This window comes from Pseudomonas migulae NBRC 103157, assembly GCF_002091715.1.
In the GTDB taxonomy this organism is placed as follows: Bacteria; Pseudomonadota; Gammaproteobacteria; order Pseudomonadales; family Pseudomonadaceae; genus Aquipseudomonas; species Aquipseudomonas migulae_A.
Map to the genome: position 1 here is coordinate 110,384 of NZ_BDAG01000010.1, position 17,993 is coordinate 128,376.

At 61.2% G+C, this 17,993-nt stretch carries 18 protein-coding genes; 13 read left to right on the top strand and 5 right to left on the bottom strand.

Translation table 11 applies throughout. From position 1 onward, the window contains the following. Positions 1-127: 127 nt before the first annotated feature. The 4 genes from PMI01S_RS10370 (at position 128) to PMI01S_RS10385 (ending at position 4,484) form a co-directional block, all read left to right on the top strand. Positions 128-2,041, top strand: coding sequence for a sigma-54-dependent Fis family transcriptional regulator (locus PMI01S_RS10370; RefSeq protein WP_084319692.1), 1,914 nt, complete (start codon positions 128-130; stop codon positions 2,039-2,041). A 187-nt stretch (positions 2,042-2,228) separates the two neighbouring features. Further along, entirely contained in the window at positions 2,229-3,578 is a 1,350-nt protein-coding gene (mpl, locus tag PMI01S_RS10375; protein WP_084319693.1) for a UDP-N-acetylmuramate:L-alanyl-gamma-D-glutamyl-meso-diaminopimelate ligase, read from the top strand. Continuing rightward, a complete protein-coding gene (gene ubiX, locus PMI01S_RS10380) occupies positions 3,575-4,207 on the top strand; it encodes a flavin prenyltransferase UbiX (RefSeq protein WP_008035761.1) in 633 nt (210 codons plus the stop codon). Before mpl ends, ubiX begins: the two co-directional genes overlap by 4 nt. Continuing rightward, the gene (locus tag PMI01S_RS10385; RefSeq protein WP_084319694.1) at positions 4,200-4,484 is read left to right on the top strand and encodes a YceK/YidQ family lipoprotein; all 285 of its coding nucleotides are present in this window, start codon (positions 4,200-4,202) and stop codon (positions 4,482-4,484) included. Before ubiX ends, PMI01S_RS10385 begins: the two co-directional genes overlap by 8 nt. Positions 4,485-4,617: 133 nt before the next feature. On the opposite strand, the gene PMI01S_RS10390 is transcribed toward PMI01S_RS10385, so the two are convergent. The 3 genes from PMI01S_RS10390 to PMI01S_RS10400 form a co-directional block, all read right to left on the bottom strand. Next, on the bottom strand, positions 4,618-5,259 hold the full coding sequence (locus PMI01S_RS10390; RefSeq protein ID WP_084319695.1) for an oxidoreductase: 642 nt from the start codon (positions 5,257-5,259) through the stop codon (positions 4,618-4,620). A gap of 27 nt (positions 5,260-5,286) precedes the next feature. Next, the gene (locus tag PMI01S_RS10395; protein WP_084319696.1) at positions 5,287-7,005 is read right to left on the bottom strand and encodes a C13 family peptidase; all 1,719 of its coding nucleotides are present in this window, start codon (positions 7,003-7,005) and stop codon (positions 5,287-5,289) included. A 112-nt stretch (positions 7,006-7,117) separates the two neighbouring features. Beyond that, complete coding sequence (locus PMI01S_RS10400; RefSeq protein WP_084319697.1) at positions 7,118-7,573, bottom strand: MaoC family dehydratase; 456 nt, start codon at positions 7,571-7,573, stop codon at positions 7,118-7,120. A 183-nt stretch (positions 7,574-7,756) separates the two neighbouring features. Between PMI01S_RS10400 and PMI01S_RS10405 the strand changes: the two genes are divergently transcribed. Genes PMI01S_RS10405 through PMI01S_RS10415 form a run of 3 tightly spaced genes read left to right on the top strand, consistent with a single transcriptional unit; the run spans position 7,757 to position 9,433 of the window. Further along, complete coding sequence (locus PMI01S_RS10405; RefSeq protein WP_084319698.1) at positions 7,757-8,119, top strand: CidA/LrgA family protein; 363 nt, start codon at positions 7,757-7,759, stop codon at positions 8,117-8,119. Then, positions 8,116-8,832, top strand: coding sequence for an LrgB family protein (locus PMI01S_RS10410; protein ID WP_084319699.1), 717 nt, complete (start codon positions 8,116-8,118; stop codon positions 8,830-8,832). The genes PMI01S_RS10405 and PMI01S_RS10410 overlap by 4 nt, the downstream gene beginning before the upstream one ends. A 10-nt stretch (positions 8,833-8,842) precedes the next feature. Further along, positions 8,843-9,433: an LON peptidase substrate-binding domain-containing protein gene (locus PMI01S_RS10415; protein WP_084319700.1), complete on the top strand. Its 591-nt coding sequence runs from the start codon at positions 8,843-8,845 to the stop codon at positions 9,431-9,433. Positions 9,434-9,506: 73 nt separating this feature from the next. On the opposite strand, the gene PMI01S_RS10420 is transcribed toward PMI01S_RS10415, so the two are convergent. Both PMI01S_RS10420 and PMI01S_RS10425 read right to left on the bottom strand, forming a co-directional pair. After that, the gene (locus PMI01S_RS10420; RefSeq protein ID WP_084319701.1) at positions 9,507-10,823 is read right to left on the bottom strand and encodes a bifunctional DedA family/phosphatase PAP2 family protein; all 1,317 of its coding nucleotides are present in this window, start codon (positions 10,821-10,823) and stop codon (positions 9,507-9,509) included. 218 nt (positions 10,824-11,041) lie between these two features. Next, a complete protein-coding gene (locus PMI01S_RS10425; protein ID WP_084319702.1) occupies positions 11,042-11,740 on the bottom strand; it encodes a DNA-3-methyladenine glycosylase in 699 nt (232 codons plus the stop codon). Positions 11,741-11,929: 189 nt separating this feature from the next. Here PMI01S_RS10425 and PMI01S_RS10430 point away from each other — a divergent pair, with 189 nt between their 5' ends. The 6 genes from PMI01S_RS10430 (at position 11,930) to rodA (ending at position 17,977) form a co-directional block, all read left to right on the top strand. Continuing rightward, the gene (locus PMI01S_RS10430) at positions 11,930-13,201 is read left to right on the top strand and encodes a glutamate-5-semialdehyde dehydrogenase (protein ID WP_084319703.1); all 1,272 of its coding nucleotides are present in this window, start codon (positions 11,930-11,932) and stop codon (positions 13,199-13,201) included. After that, on the top strand, positions 13,170-13,892 hold the full coding sequence (nadD, locus tag PMI01S_RS10435; RefSeq protein WP_084319704.1) for a nicotinate-nucleotide adenylyltransferase: 723 nt from the start codon (positions 13,170-13,172) through the stop codon (positions 13,890-13,892). Before PMI01S_RS10430 ends, nadD begins: the two co-directional genes overlap by 32 nt. A 73-nt stretch (positions 13,893-13,965) precedes the next feature. After that, positions 13,966-14,460, top strand: a complete 495-nt coding sequence (rsfS, locus tag PMI01S_RS10440; protein ID WP_084319705.1) for a ribosome silencing factor — start codon at positions 13,966-13,968, stop codon at positions 14,458-14,460. Between the two features lie 9 nt (positions 14,461-14,469). Further along, a complete protein-coding gene (gene rlmH, locus PMI01S_RS10445; RefSeq protein WP_007937439.1) occupies positions 14,470-14,937 on the top strand; it encodes a 23S rRNA (pseudouridine(1915)-N(3))-methyltransferase RlmH in 468 nt (155 codons plus the stop codon). A gap of 9 nt (positions 14,938-14,946) precedes the next feature. Further along, entirely contained in the window at positions 14,947-16,842 is a 1,896-nt protein-coding gene (mrdA, locus tag PMI01S_RS10450) for a penicillin-binding protein 2 (protein WP_084319706.1), read from the top strand. 31 nt (positions 16,843-16,873) lie between these two features. Beyond that, a complete protein-coding gene (rodA, locus tag PMI01S_RS10455) occupies positions 16,874-17,977 on the top strand; it encodes a rod shape-determining protein RodA (RefSeq protein ID WP_167362969.1) in 1,104 nt (367 codons plus the stop codon). The last annotated feature ends 16 nt before the right edge of the window (positions 17,978-17,993 follow it).

Below are 17,993 nucleotides of genomic sequence, written 5' to 3' on the forward strand. Positions count from 1 at the left end.
CTGTCGAGTGAAACGAGGCGGCGATCTTTTGATTTTGCTTTAAGGGACAAGATAAAAGATCGCCGCCTCGTTTCACTCGACAGCTCCTGCAGGGGCGGTGTAAACCGCTCGGGGAGAACAATAAGAAATGCACGACAACCATTTGAGTCGCCATGCCCAGCAAGTGCTGACCGTGACCCAGGGTAAGTCCCACCTGCACGGTCCGGGCAGCGATCCGTCCATTGCCCGGTCCTGGCTGCGTTGTCTTGAGGACTACCACCTCGACCCGGCCCTGACCATGGCGCCAACGGTGCTGGAGCATGGCCGCGTCCTTGAAAGTCGCGAACGCCTGCAGCAAGTGCTGCACATCGCCGGCAACGAAATGAGCAGCCTGCATCAACAGCTTTCCGGCGCCGGTCATGCCGTGCTGCTGACCGATGCGCGCGGGGTGATCCTCAACTGCGTGACCGCGCCCGCCGAACGCAAGATTTTCGAGCGCGCCGGCCTCTGGCTCGGTGCCGACTGGAGTGAGGCCTGCGAAGGCACCAACGGCATTGGCACCTGCCTGGTTGAGCGCCAGTCGCTGACCATCCATCAGGACGAACACTTTCGCGGCCGCCACACCGGCCTGACCTGCTCGGCGAGCCCGGTGTTCGACCCGCATGGCGAACTGTTGGCGGTGCTCGACGTGTCCTCGGCGCGTCACGAAGTCTCGCGACAAAGCCAGTTCCACACCATGGCGCTGGTCAATCTGTCGGCGAAGATGATCGAAAGCTGCTATTTCCTGCGTTACTTCGACAATCAATGGTTGCTGCGTTTTCACCTGCAGGCCGAATCCGTCGGGTTATTCAGCGAAGGGTTGCTGGCGTTCGACGGGGAAGGGCGGATCTGTGCCGTCAACCAGAGTGCGCTCAACCTGCTGGGGCATGTTCGCGGCGGACTGCTGGGTAAACCGGTCGAAGCGTTTTTCGACTGCTCGCTGGACGAGTTGCTGGGCCGCGCGAGTGTGAATGCCAGTGCCAGTTGGCCGCTGCGCACCCGTGACGGGCGAAGTCTGTTCGCCGTATTGCGCGGTCAGCCGCGCAGCATTCCAGTGCCCGTGGCACCCGCTGCGGTGATTGCCGGGCCGTCGCGGTTGTCGGGCATTTGTCTGGGCGATGCTGGGTTGCAGGAAGATTTTCGCAAGTCCCTTCGCGTCTTCGAGCGGGACGTGCCGCTGTTGATCAACGGCGAAACCGGGTCGGGCAAAGAGGCCTTTGCCAAAGCGGTGCATCAGGCCAGTCAACGGGCGGAAAAAGCCTTCGTCGCGCTCAATTGCGCGGCTATCCCCGAAAGCCTGATCGAGAGCGAACTGTTCGGTTATCGCGGCGGCAGCTTTACCGGTGCGCGCAAGGAAGGCATGCGCGGCAAGTTGCAGCAGGCCGATGGCGGGACGTTGTTTCTGGATGAAATCGGCGACATGCCGCTGGCATTGCAGACCCGGCTGTTAAGAGTGCTCGAAGACCGGCAAGTGGTGCCGATTGGCGGGGAACCGGAGTCGGTCAACGTGCGGATCATCAGCGCCACTCACCGTAATTTGCTGGAGCGGGTGCAGGATGGCAGCTTCCGCGAGGATTTGTACTACCGGCTCAACGGCCTGGAGATCGCACTGCCGGCGTTGCGCGAGCGCAGTGACAAATCGCAGTTACTCGATTTTCTGCTGGCGGAAGAGGCGGGCGGGGAGACGGTTCTGATTGATGAGCCGGCACGCCAGGCGTTGCTGGGTTTTACCTGGCCCGGAAATGTGCGGCAGTTGCGCAATGTGCTGCGCACGTTGGCGGCGTTGTGTGATGGCGGGCGGATCGGGCTGGAGGATTTGCCGGCGATGATTCGTCAGGCGCGACCGGCGCCGGTTGTTGCCGTTGAACAGCCTTGCGAACATCCCCTGGATGATGCCGAGCGGCTGGCATTGTTGAATGCACTGGAGCAAACCCGTTGGCATATGACCCATACCGCGGAGCAACTTGGCGTTAGCCGCAATACCCTCTACAGGAAACTGCGTAAACACGGGATCGCCCGGTAAAACGCGTTGCCGCCATTGGCGAGCAAGCCCGCTCCCACATTTAATTTCTGTTGCTCACCAATGTTGTGTACACAGGAGAGCCAATGTGGGAACGGGCTTGCTCGCGAAGGCGTCTTCAGATCCGAAACACAAGGTGCGATTTTCGCCTCCCTACGCTAACCTGCGGCCATGTTTTACGAGGTCGACTATGCACATTCATATTCTTGGTATCTGCGGCACTTTCATGGGTTCGATGGCGGTTCTGGCCAAAGAGCTGGGCCATCACGTGACCGGCTCCGATGCCAACGTCTATCCGCCGATGAGCACTCAGCTTGAGGCTCAGGGCATTCAGTTGACCCAGGGTTACGACCCAGCGCAACTCGATCCGGCCCCGGACCTGGTGGTCATCGGCAACGCCATGTCCCGCGGCAACCCGGCTGTGGAATACGTGCTGAACAAAGGCTTGCCGTACGTCTCCGGCCCGCAGTGGCTGGCCGATCACGTGCTGCAAGGTCGCTGGGTGCTCGCCGTCGCCGGCACGCACGGCAAAACCACCACCAGCAGCATGCTCGCCTGGGTGCTGGAACACGCGGGCATGAGCCCTGGTTTCCTGATCGGCGGCGTTCCGCAGAATTTCTCGGTGTCGGCGCGTCTGGGCGGCACGCCGTTCTTCGTGATCGAAGCTGACGAATACGACAGTGCGTTTTTCGACAAACGCTCCAAGTTCGTTCACTACCGCCCGCGCACGGCGATCCTGAACAACCTGGAGTTCGATCACGCCGACATCTTCCCCGATCTGCCCGCAATCGAGCGACAGTTCCACCATTTGGTGCGCACGATCCCGAGCGAAGGTCTGGTGATCCACCCGACCACCGAGCCGGCCTTGCAGCGTGTGATCGAGATGGGCTGCTGGACTCCGGTGCAAACCACCGGCGCGGGCGGTCAGTGGCAGGTCAAGTTGCTGAGTGAAGACGGTTCGAAATTCGAAGTGATGTTTGAAGGTGTCGCTCAAGGCGTGGTCGAGTGGGACATGACCGGTCAGCACAACGTCGCCAACGCCTTGGCCACCTTGGCGGCGGCGCGGCATGTCGGTGTTGTGCCGTCCATGGGCATTGCGGCATTGAGCGCGTTCAAAAGCGTGAAGCGCCGGATGGAGAAAGTCGCAGAAGTCCGTGGCATTACCATCTACGACGACTTCGCTCACCACCCGACGGCCATCGCCACGACCCTCGACGGTCTGCGTAAACGCATTGGCGACGCGCCGTTGATCGCCATCATCGAGCCGCGCTCAAACTCCATGAAACTCGGCGCTCACCGTGATGGTTTGCCGGAAAGCGTGGTCGATGCCGATCAGGTGATCTGGTATGCACCGGCCAACCTCGGCTGGGACCTGGGCGCTACCGCGGCGCTGTGCACGGTGCCGTCGATTGTCAGCGATTCCCTGGAAGGCATTATCGAGCGTGTGAAAAGCCAGGCTCAGCCCGGCACTCACGTGGTGATCATGAGCAACGGCGGCTTCGGCGGCCTGCACGGCAAACTCGCCGAGGCGCTTAAATGAACAACGGCCCGGAACGCATCACGCTGGCGATGACCGGCGCTTCGGGCGCCCAGTACGGTTTGCGCCTGCTGGACTGCCTGATCCGCGAAGATCGCGAGGTGCACTTCCTGATCTCCAAGGCTGCGCAGCTGGTGATGGCCACTGAAACTGACGTTACGTTACCGCCGAAAACCCAGATGATGCAGGCCTTCCTCACGGAATACACCGGCGCTGCCGCCGGGCAGATTCGGGTGTACGGCAAGGAAGACTGGATGTCGCCGGTGGCTTCGGGCTCCGGCGCGCCGTCGGCGATGGTGGTGGTGCCGTGTTCGACTGGCACGCTGTCGGCCATTGCGACCGGTGCCTGTAACAACCTGATCGAACGGGCCGCTGACGTCACGCTGAAGGAACGTCGCCAGCTGATCCTGGTGCCGCGCGAAGCGCCGTATTCGAGCATTCATCTGGAGCACATGCTCAAGTTGTCGAACATGGGCGTGACGATCCTGCCGGCGTCGCCAGGCTTCTATCATCAGCCGCAAACCATCGATGACCTGATCGACTTCGTCGTGGCGCGGATTCTCAACCTGCTGAACATCCCGCAAGACATGCTGCCGCGGTGGGGCGAACACCATCTGACCAGCGATGAATAAGCTGCTGATGATCGTGCTGGCGCTGCAACTGACGGGGTGCGCCACGGTGCGCACGCTGGATGCTGCAAAGCCGGGTGCGCCGGTGGTGTATGCGGGAACGCGGCTGGATTTATATGCCATGAACGGCGGTTGCTGCGCCATGGATCGTTTTGGTGCAGAGGCACCGAGCTATCCTGGCGTTGATCTGCCGGCCAGCGCCTTGCTGGATACGCTGTTGTTGCCGTTGTCGGTGTTGACGGTGATCGGCGTGAGTTTTCAGGCGACCGGCGGGTTGTAGTGTTCGGCTTTAGATCAGTGTTGCGCCATTCGCGAGCAAGCCCGCTCCCACATTAGACCGAGTTGTCCAGGCGAACTCGGTCTAATGTGGGAGCGGGCTTGCTCGCGAAGGCATCCTCTCTGGCGCTAGAGATCTATTTGCCTAACTTGCGCAACTCATCCGACTCAACAATCCGCACCCCATCCTGCTCCTCCAGCGCCAGCCGCCACATCGCGCGAGCCAGTTGGCAGGCTTCGATGCCGTGGTACTTGCCCGGGATCAGGCGGGACAACGGACCGGCGAACAGCTCGGCCGGCCGTGGCTCGATACGATCGCCCAGCAACACCGAAGGTCGGCAAATGGTCAGCTGCGGCCAGTTTTGCGCGCGCAATGCGTACTCCATCTCGCCTTTGACCCGGTTGTAGAAAATCGAGGACCTCCGATCGGCCCCCAGGGCGCTGATCACGATCAAGTGCCGCGCGCCCATTTCCCGCGCGCGTTTGGCGAAAGCCACCACCATGTCGAGATCGACCGCGCGAAACGCCTCTTCCGAGCCTGCCTGTTTGATCGTGGTGCCGAGACAGCAGTAAGCGATGTCGACGCGACCGTTCAGTTGCGGCAGGAACTCCGCCGGTTCGCCGACCGGGTTTTCCAGATGGGGGTGCTTGGCCAGCGGCCGACGTGAGGGGGCTAATACACGCGTGATCGTGGGCTCGTTGAGCAGGCGATCAAGCAAATGTTCACCCGTCAGACCGGTAGCTCCGGCAAGCAGTACATGCTGAGGCGTCAAGTACATAGTGTTTCCCCCTTGATACTGATCAGCTTAGTTGCTCTTTGCATCCTTGTTGCTGATAGAGACACTTTGTAGCGCTTTTCGTGCCTGCTGTTTGCGTAACAGCTGCCAGTGGGAGAGAACGGTTTTCGGCGCCCAGATCTGCGGTTCAGAGGCTTCGAAGCTGTCGGCCAGTTCCCGCTCGGCCACGGTGGCCTTGGCCAGCTTGAAGGCTTGTTCCAGGTCGTCGGTCTGATTCAGGGCCTGGGCGAACAGGGCATCGCCGAAGTACGTGAAGTTGGCTTCTTCCGTGCAACCGAAGGACACGCGGTCGGCGCGCGCGGCCGTCATGATCAGCGTGCGTTCGTCCTTGAGGGCGGGGATGAAACCACCGGAGTAGCAAGACGAAATCACGATGATCTTGTCGCGGTTTTTCAGCGGTGCGAGCACGGCAGCGAGTTCATCGGCCGGCAAGTCGGACAGTTCCATGCGCGGCTGGTCGAGCACGAATTCGTGTTCGCTGGTGCCGTGGCTGGTCAGGTAGATGAAGATCAAGTCTTCCGGGCCGCTGCGTTCGGCCAGCGTCAACGCAGCGCGGCGCAGGTTTTCCCGGGTGGCCATTGGCCGATCGACGAGATGGTCGCGATGGTTCACCAGACGAATCTGGCCGAACGGACCGAAGCGGCTGGTGAGCATGTTGCTGACGTAATCGGATTCGCGCAGGAACACGCTCTGCTTGCCGTCACCGCCGAGGGTCAGGGTGTACAACTCTATCGCCGGGGTCGAGGCCGGCACATTGGCCAGTGCATCTTCGAGCAAGCGCCCCTGAGCCAGCAGGCCGAGTTCGAGGCTGTCGGGCAGCAGTTTGCCGTCGGCATCGCGCACTCGCTGGCCATTGACCCAGGTGCCGCTCTGCACGGTGCCATCGGTCAACACCAGCGTGCCACGACCTTGATAGCTGTCGCCGTCGAACTGGCCGATGTAGAAGCTGCCGTCGGGCAGGTTCAGCCGGCCCTGACCGGTGAAGCGCCAGTCGCTGAACTGACCGATGTAGTGGCTGCCATCGGCGCCGATCAACTCGCCCTTGCCGTTCAGCGAACCTTCCTTGAATTGGCCCAGCCAGACATCGCCGTCGGCATTCTCGTAGCGGCCCTTGCCGTGCAGTTGGTTGTTCTTGAAGCCGCCGACATAGATGTCGCCTTCAGCACTGTTGAAGGTCCCGTTGCCTTCCAGCTGACCGTCCTTGAAATGTCCGGTGAACTGATTGCCGCTGGCATCGCCGCGCTGGCCTTCGCCATTGGGCTTGCCGTGGGCGAACTGACCTTGATACGAGCTGCCGTCTTCGAGTTCCAGACGTCCGAGCCCCGAATATTGATCGGCCTTGAATTCGCCGCGGTAAGTCATGCCGTTTTCTTTGAGGGTGCCTTCGCCTTCGCGTCGACCTGCCTTGAAGCCACCGGTGTAGCTGCTGCCGCTGGTGGTCAGTGTGCCCTGGCCGTCGAACAGCCCCAGGTTGAAATTGCCGCGATACACTTCGCCGTTGCTGCCGTGCCATTCGCCCGGGCCATGCCATTGGCCCTTGTCGAAACTGCCGGCGTACCAGCTGCCATTCGGGTAATCGACGCGGCCCTGGCCTTGCAGCAATCCGTTGACCAGGTCACCGCGATAGCGTCCGCCGTCCGGCAGGCGGGCGTCGGGAGGCAACAGCGATTCGCCGTCACCGCATGCGGTGAGCAACAGGGTCAGTGCTAGAAGTGCAAGTGGGCGCATAGCGGGATCCGGTCAATTAGGCGACCGAGTATGCCGCAGCTCTATGACCTTATATAGAGAGGGAAAGACAGAGGTCGCGAAACAGCGTGAGCTGCTTCGCATCCGGGTGGGTTTACACGAAGCAGAGCGACAGCGGCTCGGCGATATAGGCCGGTTTGTCCGAACCTTCGATCTCGAGCGTGGCGGTAGCTTTGAGCAGCCATTGGCCGGGTTTCTTTTCGGTGACTTCGTTCATGTCGACCTTGAGGCGAACCCTGGAATTGACCTTCACTGGCTGGATGAAACGAACGCTGTCCAGGCCATAGTTGACCACCATCTTGGCCCCTTCAGGCAGGATCAGGATGTCCTCCATCAGTTTGGGGATCAGCGACAGCGACAGGAAACCGTGTGCAATGGTGCTGCCAAATGGCGTTTGCGCGGCTTTGACCGGGTCGACGTGGATGAACTGATAGTCCCCTGTGGCTTCGGCGAACAGGTTGATGCGCTCCTGGTCGATGGTAAGCCATTCGGAACGTCCAAGTTCCTTGCCGACATAATCTTTGAGCTCTGCAACGGGAACATAGGGCATTGAGACTCTCCTTGGGTTCATCGGTTTTATAGTTTTGAGGTGGGGGGATTTGACCTCCCGGAATACCACTTTAGATCAACATGGCAAATTGCTCCGGTCAACTGACCATGCTTTTGGCGAATGCCGGTCCATAGCGTTGGCATGCTTATAATGCCGGGCGCGAATTTGCAGGGGAGAGGACGGATGTTGTTACGTGGCCTGACCTGGCTGGTGTTGTTCCAATTGCTGGGCACAGCCATCAACCATTTGTTTTTGCCGGTGCTGCCGGGGCCGATTATTGGCCTGCTGCTTCTGCTGGTGTACTTGATCTGTCGTGGCCAGGTGGGCGAGCCGCTGAACCTTGCCGCGAGTAGCTTGCTGCGTTACCTGCCGTTGCTGCTGGTGCCGCCGGCCGTGGGCGTGATGGTTTATGCAAAGGATATTGCTGCGGACTTCTGGGCCATTGTGGGCGCGCTGGTGTTGTCGCTGCTGTTGTCCATGGCCTTCGCCGGTGTGCTGATGAAGCGCATGGTCAAGCGCCACGCGCACCGCGAGGACTCACAATGATTTTTGACTGGCAAGGCGCCTGGGCGTCGGTGATTCATCATCCGTTGTTCGGCATCGGCATCACCCTTGGCGCTTATCAACTGGTGCTGGCGGCGTTCGAGAAAACCCGCTGGATCTTTCTGCAGCCGGTGCTGGTCTCCATGTTGCTGGTGATCGGCGTTTTGGTAGGCTGCGGCCTGACCTACGCCGAGTATCGCAAAAGCACCGAGATCCTCAGTATTTTGCTCGGCCCGGCCACGGTCGCGCTGGCGGTGCCGCTTTACCTCAATCTGCGACGGATCCGGCAGTTGTTCTGGCCGATATTTACTACGCTGGTGATAGGTGGTGTGGTCGCCACCGGTATGGGCGTGTTGCTGGGCTGGTCGTTCGGTGCCGAACACATGATCCTGATGACCATGGCGCCGAAGTCGGTGACGTCGCCGATTGCCATGTTGGTGGCCGAGCAGATTGGTGGTGTCGCGGCGCTGGCGGCGGTGTTTGTGTTGATCACCGGTGTGATCGGAGCGATCTTTGGGCCGAGCCTGCTGAATCGGCTCGGTGTTCACAGTCCCGAGGCGCGCGGCATGGCGTTGGGCATGACCGCTCATGCGGTCGGCACCGCGGTGGCCATGCAGGAAAGTGAAGAATGTGGCGCCTTCGCGGCGCTGGCAATGAGTCTGATGGGCGTGGCCACGGCGGTGTTCCTGCCGTTGGCGGTGTCGATGGTGGTGTAAGGAAATGTCTATGAGCTTGCCGCTTTTCCCGCTGAACACGGTGCTGTTTCCTGGCTGCATCCTCGACTTGCAGATCTTCGAGGCGCGCTACCTGGACATGATCAGCCGCTGCATGAAACAGGGCGGCGGTTTCGGCGTGGTGTGCATTCTTGATGGCGAAGAAGTCGGCATCGCTCCGGCGGGCTATGCGCTGGTCGGCTGTGAAGCGCTGATTACCGACTTCAAGCAGCAGGACAATGGTCTGCTGGGCATTCGAGTGCAGGGCGGGCGGCGTTTTCACGTGTTGCGCACCGAGGTCCAGCGCGATCAGTTGACCGTTGCCGAGGTCGAGTGGCTGGAAGACGAGCCCGAGCAGCCGTTGCAGGATGAAGACGCCGATCTCGTTGCGCTGCTCAAGGCCCTGGCCGAGCACCCGATGGTCGAAGCGTTGAACATGGGCACTGAAGCGACCGGGCAGCAATCACTGGCCAATCAGTTGGCGTACCTGTTGCCGTTCGCCGAGGTGGACAAGATCGACCTGCTGCAACTCGACGATCCGCAGCAGCGCCTGGATGCGATTCAGGCGCTGCTGGATGAGTTGCAGGGTGAGTTGTTCGCCTGACGAATGCTGAAAGATCGCCGCCTGCGGCAGCTCCTACAGATGTATGCCTTACCCGGCTGCGATCTTTTGACCTTCAATAGGCATACCGCAACATCGCATGCGGTAAATGCCGCAACGCAAAGAACCCGAACAGCGCCACCATCGTCGGCAACACCAGCCACCAGATCCTGGGTGGCATGGCGCTGAGCGGTGTCTTGAGCTGACTCAAGCCCAGGCTCGCCGCACAGACACACGCCGCCAGCATCGCGCCGGCCAGCACATCCGTTGGCCAATGCGCACCCAGATAGACGCGTGACAACGCAATCGCCAGCGCCGGAAGGCAACCCACCAGCAACCAGGTCAGGCGCATCCGCGGTGGTTGTCCGCGACCGGCCAGAACGGCGAGGGTCAGAAACAGCGCGAAGGACCCCGACGCGTGACCGCTGGGCATGCTGTAGCTCACCAGCGGATCACTTAAAACCTCCGGTCGTACGCGGGCGAAAAACTGTTTGGTGAAGGTGTTGCCGAGTGCGGTGACGAGCAGGGTGCTGCCTGCGAAAACCGCCTGTCGCCATTGCCGGGTCAACAGCAGCAAAGCGGTCAGCAGGGCGCTGAACAGCAGCATGTTGCGGAATTCGCCGATCAGCGTGAAGGTGACGGCGACTTCATCGAGCGTCGGGCTGCGATGCTCCTGCACCAGGGTCATCACACCCTGATCGAGGGCGGTGAGGTGCGGGTAGCCGATAAACAGTCCCGCCAGGATCAGTAAGCTCATGCCGCTGATCAATATTGTCGCTTTGCGATGACGGCGCAGGCTGCTGGTCGCGCTCAAGCCAAGCATCACCGCGATGCTGCCGGCGACGATCCCGGCTTCAGGCCAGAAACCTTCCGGCAGCGGCAAACGGATCGCTGCGCCCGTGGCCCAGCCGGGCAGCAGGTAGGCGACGCTCCAACCGGCCGCGGCCAGGAGGCTGACGGCGACGAAGCGCGGGAAGGGCATGTCGAACATTCCGGCGACCATCGGCAGCATTGGCCGCAACGGCCCGATGAAACGCCCGACCAAAAGACTGGCAATGCCATAGCGCTGGAAGTAGGCCTCGGCGCCGGCGATCCATTCCGGGTGGTGGCGCAGGCCGGGCAGGCGCCGGATGTTCTGGTGGAAATGTCGCCCCACAAAGTAGGAAAGGATATCGCCCAGCACGCCGGCGACGAATCCCAGCAACAGTGTTTCGCTCAACGACAGCGCGCCGCTGCCGGCCAGCACTGCGACGGCAAACAGCAACACCGTGCCGGGCACGATCAGTCCGGCAATCGCCAGGCACTCCACGAAGGCCACAATGAATACTGCCGCGGCCAGCCACTGCGGATTTGCCGCCAGCCATCCGGTCACGCTATCGAGCCATGGGCCCATAAAAACAACTCCCCTCGATGTTCATTAGTCCAAACACAATCTTCAAACACTACAGACCCCCTGTGGGAGCGACCTGTGGCGAGGGGGCTTGCCCCCGTTTGAGTGCGTAGCACTCACAAAATCTTTGGCGCATCGGCAATGTGGGGGCCGTTTCGCAGCCCAACGGGGGCAAGCCCCCTCGCCACACAAGCTCGCTCCTACAGGAGGGTTTTCATTGTTCAAGTCAGCAAAAAATAATCGCGACCTTCGACCTGTCCCCGTCGCAGCGGGTTCCGCGTGCAATACGGCGCGTAAGCCGCGTCGACGAAGCGATACATCAAGTGTTCGTCACGCCCATGGGGAATGCCCAGGCGCGTGGTTTGAATGATGTGGCCAGGTGCCGGACCAACATCCTCCACCAGCAGCACTTCATGATCGAAGCGCTTCGCGTCCCAGACCGGCACCTTCAAACCCAGAGCCTTGCACAGCAGCGTTTGCCCGGCGCAAAGCTTTTGCGAAGGACGAGGCCGGCCCTGGGCATCAGGATTGTTCAGCAGCATCTGCGCCAGGCTCGCCGGCCCGCTCAACTCATCGACCCATGGATACGCGGATTTGATCAAAACGGCATTGCCCGGACCTTGAGCGCTGAAATTCAGGGAGTCGCCGCCCCGGGCGTAATACATATAGATGTGGCCGCCGTCCAGAAACAAAGCCTTACGCTTTTCTGTGTAGCCGAGCGAGGCATGGCTGCCTTTTTCTTCGAAGTAATACGCTTCGGTCTCGATGATCCGGGCACTGAGCCACAGTTCGCCGACCCGGTGACGGATGACTTTACCGAGTAAATCCCGGGCCAGTGTCTGGGCGTCTCGGTCGAAAAACGCGTCCGGGAGCCCCTTGGGCAGGCCCGCGGCGGACGCACGAACAGTCAGGTTGGTCATGATGAACGGTGTTTATCAGGGCTGATTGAGTCGTGATGATAACAATTTGCAGCTTAATCCCGGCTGAACGTCGGCAAATTGCCCTCCATTTCGACCATCCGCCCGTCACCGCTGTTAGTCGGGGGACGCGACAGCTATAATCTGCCGCTTTACTCTTTACCAAGACCTTAGCAAAGACCATCACAGACCATGACTGAGTCCGTTCTCGACTACATGACCCGCCTGGGTCGCGCCGCCCGCGAAGCGTCGCGCATCATCGGCCGTGCCAGCACCGCGCAGAAAAACCGCGCCCTGCAGGCGGCTGCGAATGCGCTGGACGCTGCACGTGCCGAGCTGGCGGCCGCCAATGAGCTGGATCTGGCCGCCGGTCGCGCCAATGGTCTTGAACCCGCGCTGCTGGAACGTCTGGCACTGACCCCGGAGCGCATCGACGGCATGATCGTCGGTCTGCGACAGGTGGCAGCCTTGCCTGACCCGGTCGGTGCCATTCGCGACATGAGTTTCCGTCCGTCGGGGATTCAGGTCGGCAAGATGCGCGTGCCGCTGGGTGTGATCGGGATCATCTACGAATCCCGGCCCAACGTGACCATCGATGCTGCCAGCCTGTGCCTGAAGTCGGGCAATGCGACCATCCTGCGGGGCGGTTCCGAGGCGATCAATTCCAACCGTGCCATCGCCGCCTGCATCCAGCGCGGTCTGGCCGAGGCCGATTTGCCGGCCGCTGTGGTTCAAGTGGTCGAAACCACTGACCGTGCCGCCGTGGGCGCGCTGATTACCATGCCTGAATACGTCGATGTCATCGTGCCTCGTGGCGGCCGCGGCCTGATCGAGCGCGTCAGCCGTGACGCGCGCGTTCCGGTCATCAAGCATCTGGACGGCATCTGCCACGTTTACGTCAGTGCGCATGCCGATCTACCGAAAGCCCAACGCATCGCCTTCAATGCCAAGACTTACCGTTATGGCATCTGCGGTGCGATGGAAACGCTGCTGGTGGATCAAGCCGTTGCCAAGGATTTCCTGCCGTCGATGGCTGCACAGTTCCGCGAAAAAGGCGTTGAGCTGCGTGGTTGCGATCGCACTCGGGCGATCATCGATGCCGCGCTGGCCACTGAAGAAGACTGGCACACCGAATACCTGGCGCCGATCCTCTCGATCCGAGTGGTCGACGGGCTGGACCAGGCCATCGAGCACATTAACAAGTACGGCTCCCATCACACCGATTCGATTGTCAGCGAACACCAGGGCGACACCCGGCGTTTCGTGGCTGAAGTCGATTCGTCGTCGGTGATGATCAATACGCCGACCTGCTTCGCCGATGGCTTTGAATACGGATTGGGTGCCGAGATTGGCATTTCTACTGATAAGCTGCACGCCCGCGGCCCGGTGGGTCTCGAAGGCCTGACCTGCGAGAAGTACATCGTGGTCGGTGATGGCCAGTTGCGCGGCCAGGCGTCGGTCTGACTTGGGCGACCTTAATCCGTCGGCCCCGGTAACCGCCAGCGAACCTGCGCCTCGACGTATCGGCATGCTGGGCGGGACGTTCGACCCGGTGCACATCGGCCATTTGCGCGGTGCGCTGGAAGTCGCCGAATCGCTGGCGCTCGATGAGTTGCGACTGACGCCCAGTGCCCGGCCGCCTCATCGTGGCACGCCGCAGGTGTCGGCGAAGGACCGTCTGGCGATGGTCAAGTGCGCGGTGGCCGGTGTGGCGCCGTTGGTGGTGGACGCCCGCGAATTGCAGCGGGACAAACCGTCCTACACCATCGATACCCTGGAACTGATGCGTGCCGAACTGGCCGCTGAAGACCAGGTTTTTCTGCTTTTGGGCTGGGACGCATTTTGCGGCCTGCCCACTTGGCACCGCTGGGAGGAGTTGCTCCAGCATTGCCACATCCTGGTGCTGCAACGCCCGGATGCCGACAGCGAACCGCCGGATGCCTTGCGCAACCTGCTGGCAGCGCGCTCGGTGAGCGACCCGCTGGCCCTCAAAGGGCCGAGCGGACAGATTGCATTCGTCTGGCAGACGCCGCTCGCGGTATCCGCCACCCAGATCCGTCAACTGCTGGCCAGCGGTAAGTCGGTACGTTTCCTGGTGCCCGACGCGGTCCTGGCCTACATCGATGCGCACGGACTCTACCGTGCGCCGAACTGAATGGGAGTGCTTCAAGGCACGTGATATCAACGTGTATTGAACCACCCGAACACATGAGCAAAACGAGTTTTATATGACTGACAAAGACGTAGCTAAAGTTAAGCGCAAAGGCACATTCAAGAGCGCCCCGCTGCCAGTAGAAGCTCCAACCGGCCCTGAGCTGGTCGGCGAAGAACTGGTAAAGGTTGCCGTAGCCGCCCTGGAAGACGTCAAGGCCCAGGACATTCAGGTGATCGACGTTCGTGAAAAGCAGAGCATCACTGACTTCATGATCATCGCTACCGGTACTTCCAACCGCCAGATCGGCGCGATGCTGGACAAGGTCCGCGAGGCCGTCAAAGCCCAGGGCGTCAAGCCACTGGGTGAAGAAGGCAAGGGCGACAGCGACTGGGTCCTGCTGGATATGGACGATGTCATCGTGCACATGATGACCGCCTCGGCTCGCCAGTTCTATGACCTGGAGCGCCTGTGGGCCGGTGCAGAGCAGAGCCGTTCGGCCAGCGCTGCGCATCACAGCCCGGAAAACACCCATGAGCACTTCACCAAGCTCAACAAAGACCAGCAATAAGGGACCGCTGTGCGACTGCGACTGATCGCCGTCGGTTCACGCATGCCCAAATGGGTGGAAGAAGGCTGGCATGAATATGCCAAGCGTCTTCCGTCCGAGCTGGCGCTGGAACTGGTGGAAATACCGCTCAACACCCGTGGCAAGAACGCCGACGTGGCACGCTTCATCCGTCAGGAAGGCGAAGCCATGCTGGCCAAGGTCGGGCCGAATGAGCGCGTTGTCACCCTCGAAGTCCATGGCAAGCCCTGGAGCACCGAGCAGTTGGCGGTCGAACTCGATCGCTGGCGGCTCGACTCGCGCACGGTAAATTTCATGGTCGGCGGCCCCGAAGGGCTGGCGCCGGAAGTCTGTGCGCGGGCCGATCAGCGCTGGTCGTTATCGCCATTGACGTTGCCGCACCCGCTGGTGCGGATTCTGATCGGCGAACAGCTGTATCGTGCCTGGACAGTTCTGTCCGGCCACCCTTACCACAAGTAGTTCTGCCTCATGTCCCAGCCGATCCGCATCAAGGACCACGAAAAAGACGCCCGTCTGGTGCGTGGCCGCGTCGTGTTCGGGGCAATTGCGGTGGTGGCGCTGATCGGCGTGCTGATCGCGCGCCTGTATTTCCTGCAGGTGATCCAGTACGAGTACCACTCGACCCTGTCGGAAAACAACCGCGTCCATGTGCAGCCGATTCCGCCCACCCGTGGGCTGATCTTCGACCGCAATGGCGTGGTGGTGGCCGACAACCGGCCGAGCTTCAGCCTGAGCATGACCCGCGAACGTTCCGGCGACTGGCAGCAAGTGCTCGACGTGATCGTCGAAGTGCTGGAGCTGACGCCCGAGGATCGGGTGATCTTCGAGAAACGCATGCGCCAGGGGCGACGGCCGTTCGAGCCGGTGCCGATCCTGTTCGAGCTGACCGAAGAACAGATCGCCCGCATCGCCGTGAATCAGTTCCGCCTGCCAGGTGTTGAAGTGGTTGCGCAACTGGTGCGGCATTACCCGCAGGGCGCGCATTTTGCGCACTCGGTGGGTTACATGGGGCGGATCAACGAGAAAGAGCTGAAGTCCCTCGATCCGGTCAATTACAGCGGCACCCACCACATTGGCAAGACCGGTATCGAGCGCTTCTACGAGCCCGAGTTGCACGGTCAGGTGGGTTACGAAGAAGTCGAAACCAACGCGCGAGGCCGCGTATTGCGGGTGCTCAAGCGTACCGATCCGATTCCCGGCAAGGACATCGTCCTGAGCCTGGACATCAAATTGCAAGAAGCGGCGGAAGCGGCACTCGGCGGTCGCCGTGGTGCGGTGGTGGCGCTCGACCCGGCGACCGGCGAAGTGCTGGCGATGGTCAGTCAGCCGAGTTTCGACCCGAACCTGTTCGTCACCGGCATCAGCTTCAAGGCTTACTCCGAGCTACGCGATTCCATCGACCGGCCTCTGTTTAACCGCGTGTTGCGCGGTCTGTATCCGCCGGGCTCGACCATCAAGCCGGCGGTAGCGATTGCCGGTCTGGATTCGGGCGTGGTCACGGCATCGACCCGGGTTTTCGACCCCGGTTACTACCAGCTGCCCAACTACGATCACAAATACCGTAACTGGAACCGTACCGGTGACGGCTACGTCGACCTGGACACGGCGATCATGCGGTCCAACGACACCTACTTCTATGACCTGGCGCACAAGCTGGGGATTGATCGCCTGTCGGCCTACATGGGCAAGTTCGGTATCGGCCAGAAAGTCTCCCTGGACATGTTCGAGGAGTCGCCGGGGCTGATGCCGTCCCGCGAGTGGAAACGCGCGACCCGTCGCCAGGCCTGGTTCCCGGGCGAAACGCTGATTCTCGGGATCGGCCAGGGCTATATGCAATCCACGCCGCTGCAACTGGCCCAGGCCACGGCGCTGGTGGCTAACAAAGGCGTGTGGAACCGTCCGCACCTGGCCAAGACCGTCGAAGGCGAGCGGCCGAAGGATGACAATCCGATGCCGGACATCGTCCTGCGCGATCCGTCCGACTGGACCAAGGTCAACCATGGCATGCAGCAGGTGATGCACGGTGCTCGCGGTACCGCGCGCAAGGCATCGATCGGCGCGCAATACCGGATCGCCGGCAAAAGTGGTACGGCCCAGGTGGTCGCGATCAAGCAGGGCGAGAAGTACGATCGCTCCAAGGTTCAGGAGCGTCATCGCGACCACGCCTTGTTCGTCGGTTTCGCGCCGGCCGACAACCCGAAAATCGTGGTGTCGGTGATGGTCGAGAACGGCGAGTCCGGTTCCGGTGTCGCCGCGCCGGTGGTGCGTCAAGTCATGGACGCCTGGCTCCTGGACCAGGACGGCCGACTGAAAGCCGAATACGCCAGCCCAATCAGTGCGGAGGCTACGGCCCGTGAAGAGTAATTTCGATCGCATCCTCTCCAGTGAGGATGTGATGCGTCGCCGTGCGACGCTGTTGCAACGCATGCACATCGACGGCCCGTTGCTGATCCTGCTGCTGACCCTCGCCGCCGGCAGCCTGTTCGTGCTGTATTCGGCCAGCGGCAAGAGCTGGGATCTGCTGGCCAAGCAAGCTACCTCGTTCGGCATCGGCCTGGTGTCGATGATCGTGATTGCGCAGTTCGAACCGCGCTTCATGGCCCGCTGGGTGCCGGTCGGTTATGTGCTCGGCGTGCTGTTGCTGGTGGTGGTGGACGTCATGGGCCACAACGCCATGGGCGCCACGCGCTGGATCAACATTCCGGGGGTGATCCGCTTCCAGCCTTCGGAGTTCATGAAGATCCTGATGCCGGCGACCATCGCCTGGTATTTGTCCAAACGCACCTTGCCGCCGCAGCTCAAGCATGTGGGCGTCAGTCTGTTTCTGATTGGTTTGCCGTTCATTCTGATCGTGCGCCAGCCCGATCTCGGCACTTCGTTGCTGATTCTCGCGGGCGGTGCGTTCGTGCTGTTCATGGGTGGCCTGCGCTGGCGCTGGATTATCAGCGTGCTGGCCGCCGCCGTGCCGGTGGCCGTGGGGATGTGGTTTTTCATCATGCACGACTACCAGAAGCAGCGAATCCTGACGTTCCTCGACCCGGAAAGCGATCCGCTGGGCACCGGCTGGAACATTATCCAGTCGAAAGCGGCCATCGGCTCCGGCGGCGTCTTCGGCAAAGGCTGGCTGCTGGGTACCCAGTCGCACCTGGACTTCCTGCCGGAAAGCCACACCGACTTCATTATCGCGGTCATGGGCGAGGAGTTCGGCCTGGTCGGCATCTGCGCGCTGCTGCTGATTTACCTGCTGTTGATCGGCCGCGGGCTGGTGATTACCGCCCAGGCCCAGACATTGTTCGGCAAATTGCTCGCGGGCGCCCTTACCATGACGTTTTTTGTTTACGTTTTCGTCAACATCGGTATGGTCAGTGGCCTGTTGCCGGTTGTGGGGGTGCCGTTGCCGTTCATTAGCTACGGAGGAACTTCGCTGGTAACGCTGCTGTCAGCGTTTGGGGTTTTGATGTCGATCCATACCCATCGTAAGTGGATCGCACAAGTTTGAATAAGGTGAAGATTTC

Coding starts and splice junctions, on each gene's coding strand:
- PMI01S_RS10370 (WP_084319692.1), top strand. CDS start 128: ATGCACGACAACCATTTGAGTCGCCATGCCCAGCAAGTGCTGACCGTG.
- mpl (WP_084319693.1), top strand. CDS start 2,229: ATGCACATTCATATTCTTGGTATCTGCGGCACTTTCATGGGTTCGATG.
- ubiX (WP_008035761.1), top strand. CDS start 3,575: ATGAACAACGGCCCGGAACGCATCACGCTGGCGATGACCGGCGCTTCG.
- PMI01S_RS10385 (WP_084319694.1), top strand. CDS start 4,200: ATGAATAAGCTGCTGATGATCGTGCTGGCGCTGCAACTGACGGGGTGC.
- PMI01S_RS10390 (WP_084319695.1), bottom strand. CDS start 5,259: ATGTACTTGACGCCTCAGCATGTACTGCTTGCCGGAGCTACCGGTCTG.
- PMI01S_RS10395 (WP_084319696.1), bottom strand. CDS start 7,005: ATGCGCCCACTTGCACTTCTAGCACTGACCCTGTTGCTCACCGCATGC.
- PMI01S_RS10400 (WP_084319697.1), bottom strand. CDS start 7,573: ATGCCCTATGTTCCCGTTGCAGAGCTCAAAGATTATGTCGGCAAGGAA.
- PMI01S_RS10405 (WP_084319698.1), top strand. CDS start 7,757: ATGTTGTTACGTGGCCTGACCTGGCTGGTGTTGTTCCAATTGCTGGGC.
- PMI01S_RS10410 (WP_084319699.1), top strand. CDS start 8,116: ATGATTTTTGACTGGCAAGGCGCCTGGGCGTCGGTGATTCATCATCCG.
- PMI01S_RS10415 (WP_084319700.1), top strand. CDS start 8,843: ATGAGCTTGCCGCTTTTCCCGCTGAACACGGTGCTGTTTCCTGGCTGC.
- PMI01S_RS10420 (WP_084319701.1), bottom strand. CDS start 10,823: ATGGGCCCATGGCTCGATAGCGTGACCGGATGGCTGGCGGCAAATCCG.
- PMI01S_RS10425 (WP_084319702.1), bottom strand. CDS start 11,740: ATGACCAACCTGACTGTTCGTGCGTCCGCCGCGGGCCTGCCCAAGGGG.
- PMI01S_RS10430 (WP_084319703.1), top strand. CDS start 11,930: ATGACTGAGTCCGTTCTCGACTACATGACCCGCCTGGGTCGCGCCGCC.
- nadD (WP_084319704.1), top strand. CDS start 13,170: ATGGCCAGTTGCGCGGCCAGGCGTCGGTCTGACTTGGGCGACCTTAAT.
- rsfS (WP_084319705.1), top strand. CDS start 13,966: ATGACTGACAAAGACGTAGCTAAAGTTAAGCGCAAAGGCACATTCAAG.
- mrdA (WP_084319706.1), top strand. CDS start 14,947: ATGTCCCAGCCGATCCGCATCAAGGACCACGAAAAAGACGCCCGTCTG.
- rodA (WP_167362969.1), top strand. CDS start 16,874: ATGCGTCGCCGTGCGACGCTGTTGCAACGCATGCACATCGACGGCCCG.